The organism is Streptomyces lushanensis (assembly GCF_001700515.1).
GTDB lineage: Bacteria > Actinomycetota > Actinomycetes > Streptomycetales > Streptomycetaceae > Streptomyces > Streptomyces lushanensis.
The window spans coordinates 1-3,192 of record NZ_MAUD01000523.1 but is presented as its reverse complement, the minus strand read 5'-3'; the positions used below and the strand labels follow the sequence as shown (position 1 = coordinate 3,192).

The 3,192-nt window shown below is 73.0% G+C and carries 3 protein-coding genes; all 3 read right to left on the bottom strand.

Features of this window, described 5'->3' with window-relative positions; all coding sequences use genetic code 11:
• Positions 1-93 precede the first annotated feature (93 nt).
• The 3 genes from BFF77_RS30750 to BFF77_RS30740 all read right to left on the bottom strand — a co-directional run bounded on the left by BFF77_RS30750 (position 94) and on the right by BFF77_RS30740 (position 2,780).
• Positions 94-747, bottom strand: coding sequence for a GNAT family N-acetyltransferase (locus BFF77_RS30750; protein WP_079125642.1), 654 nt, complete (start codon positions 745-747; stop codon positions 94-96).
• Between the two features lie 81 nt (positions 748-828).
• Complete coding sequence (locus BFF77_RS30745) at positions 829-1,710, bottom strand: ATP-grasp domain-containing protein (RefSeq protein WP_066956596.1); 882 nt, start codon at positions 1,708-1,710, stop codon at positions 829-831.
• Positions 1,707-2,780 (bottom strand): ATP-grasp domain-containing protein, encoded by a 1,074-nt coding sequence (locus tag BFF77_RS30740; RefSeq protein WP_245703892.1) that lies wholly within the window; start codon positions 2,778-2,780, stop codon positions 1,707-1,709. The genes BFF77_RS30745 and BFF77_RS30740 overlap by 4 nt, the downstream gene beginning before the upstream one ends.
• Between the last annotated feature and the right edge of the window lie 412 nt (positions 2,781-3,192).

The following is a 3,192-nucleotide window of genomic DNA, read 5'->3' as shown; positions in this document are numbered from 1 at the left end:
GAGCGCTTCGTACGCCTCCGACGGTACGTGGCCCTCGGAGGCGTACGAAGCGCTCCTGCGGGAATGGGCCGCCGCCCTGCACGACGGTGTCAGTCATGTGGACGAGGCCGCGTAGCCGCTTCCGTCGCGGCAGCCGCTTCCCTCGCGCGCGATAGGCGTCATCGGCCCGATCGGCAGGAGCAGTTCGGGGCGGTCCCACATCACGGCCGGTGGATTCGCGGCTTCCGTGCCGGTCCGCCGGGCGCCCACGCTGCGGTAGAAGCCCTCGGCGGGCGGGTGCGAGACGATACGGACACCGTCGAGGCCGGCCTCGCGCGCGCCGGCCTTCATGTGCTCGATCAGCCTGCGGCCGATACCGAGGCCCTGTGCGTCGTCGGCCACGAACATCAGGTCGAGCTCCGCCGGGGCGGGAGCGGGAGTCCGGGTGGGAGTGGAAGCGGGAGTGGAAGCCGGAGTGAGCAGGACCAGGGCGTAGAAGCCGAGGATCCGCTCCCCGGAGCCGACCGCGGCGGCGACGGCGACCGCGACGAAGACCTCGTGGGCCTCGATGTAGTCGGGACCGACCCGGTAGCCGGCGATCATCGGCGCGTACGGGCCCTCGTAGGCACGGGACCGGCGTACGAGCGCGGTGAGCCGCTTGGCATCGCGGGCGGTCGCTCGTCTGATCCGTACGGCTTCGCCGTCGAACGTCTCGCCGGGCCCGTCCGCGCACTTCCCCGCGCCCCTCCCCGTAATCTTCGCACCCATGAAGTGAGTATTACCTGCCCAGGGGACACGGGAGACAGCGGGGTCTTCGGGCACCACCCGAGTCCCGTACCGGCACAGCTGTCACATCGGTACGGTGGCCGCCTCCGCCTCGCCTGCCGCCGCCCGCAGCGCCAGGGCCGCGAGGGCCTCCGGCGCACCCGCCTGCCCCCGGATGCCGGGAAAGGCGTTGATGTCGACGATCAGTGGCGTACCACCGCCCGCGTCGATCAGGTCCACGCCGTACACGTCGAGCGCGAAGACCGATCCGACCCGGCGGACCAGGTCGACCCATCCGTCGGGCAGACCGGCCACCGTCAGCGGGAGAGTCGGGCCCCGGCTCCCGGGCCGGGGCGGGCGACCGGGCTCGGGCCGCGCGTCCGGCCCGGGATCCGCCAGTTCCGAGCGGCGCAGGCCCGCGAAGACCTGGCCGGCGATCACCCAGAGCTTGTGGTCCCAGCCGCTGTTCGCGGTGAACGGCTGGACCACCACCGGCTCGTCGGGCCACTGCGCGCACAGCCGGCGCAGCCGCGCGGCGTCGTCGACCCGAGCCACCAGATCGTGCCGTCGGCTGTGGCGGCTCTTGACCACGAGCGGGTACGGCAGGTCCGGCTCGGCCGCGAGTCGCCGGAGGGCGGCCACCGCGCGCGTGTGCGCGAACGGCAGCCCGGCGGACGTGGCGAGCTCGGCCATGGGGGCCCGGTCCTGGCAGAGTCCGGTCGCGGCGGCCGAGTTGACCACGGGAGCGCCACGCTCCTCGAAGGACCGGGCCAGCTCCAGCGCGCGCGGTGTCCGTGCCTTGAGGAGATAGACATCGGCGAGCCCGCCCCCGGACGCCGGCGGCCGGGACATGTCGTCTCCGGTCTCCGGATCGATCGAGTCCACCCGATGACGCGGCGTCAGCAGCGCCGTCGCGGCGGCCAGGAGCGGATGGCCGGGCCGGGATGTGATCAGACAGATCCTCATCGGCCCTCACCGGCCGCCGAGGCACGGAACTGTACGGCCACACGGGCCGGTTCCGGGAGCGGGATGATGTCCGCCGTGCCCGGTTGTGCCCCCTGGGGTACCTGCCCGGTTCCGTCGCGGCCTTGACCGGTTCCGTCGTGTTCGTGGCCTGTTCCGTCGGTGCGCGGTCGAGTCCGATCGGTGCCCGGTCCCGTTCCGTTCGTACTCGCTCCTGTCCCCTCGGCACGCGACGCGGCCTCGTCCGTGCCCGGCCGTGCTCCGCCCGCACGCGCCAGTTCCAGTACGGCCCTCGCCACCCGTTCCACCGCGTCGGGCACCAGCCGGAAGCTCGGGAAGTCGTTGACGTCGACGATCACCGGGCCGTCCGGGCCCAACAGCACGTCCACGCCGTACAGATCGAGCCCGTACACCGCGCCGACCTCCGCCGCCATCCCCGCGACCTCGGCGGACACCGGTACGCGCCGCTCGTGCGCGGGCCGGTCGGGGTGCAGCGGCGAGCAGCGCTCGGTCGCGTACAACTCGCCGCCGACGCAGTACACCTTGAGGTCGATCCCCGAGTTGCGCACATACGGCTGGGCGATCAGCATCCCCTCGCCGGACAGTTCGCCCGCCAGCTCGGCCAGCCGGTCCAGTGACGGCACCAGCCGTACCGCGCGCCCCGAGCTCCCGTCGGCGGGCTTGACCACCAGCGGGAACTCCGTCTCCGGCAGCTCCGCCAGCACCTCCGGCCGGGCCGCCGCGTACGTCACCGGCATCGGCAGCCCGTGGCTCCGCCCGATCACCGCCGCGAGCGCCTTGTCGCGCACACCACGGATCGACCGCGCGTCGTTGACCGTTGTCAGCCCGACCGCCGCCGCCGCTTCGAGCAGTGTCAGCCCCGGTCCTCCCGACACCGTCTTGAGCACCCAGGCGTCATGACTGCCCGTCTGCACCGCCTCCGACAGCCGCAGCAGCGAACTGCCCGGCCGCAGCACATCCACCCGGTGCCCCCAGGCGGTGAGCCGGCGGATCACCTCCACGGGCATCCCGTCGTACCGGTACTGCTCCTCCACCAGAAAGCAGAGTCTCATCGATCTTCCCCGTAACCCCGGACGTCCGAGCGTCCTGTCCGGCACTCTGTGAACCCTCACCGGCCATGATCCGCCCTTTCCAGGCCACCGCCCCCACCGAGCCGTCCGACATCGCCGCCAGGACCGCCCGGCACCGGCGTGTGCCGCCGGGGCGCCCGCGTTGCCCGTGTTGCCCGCGTTGCCCCAGGAGGCAGGAGGAGAGGTCCGAGGAGACCGCGATGCGCGTACACGAGCGGGAGCCGGCGCGGGAGCGGGAGCAGCAGCGGACGCGGGGTCAGGGACACGACGAGCCCTTCCGGTCCGCGCCGCAGCTCTTCGGCCGCCGATGAGACGTCGCCGCCCGGAGCAAGGGAGTGACCCGACGGGTGACCGGTGTGCGCGGCTCTTGGCCCCGGGCCCTTACTGCCGGAGA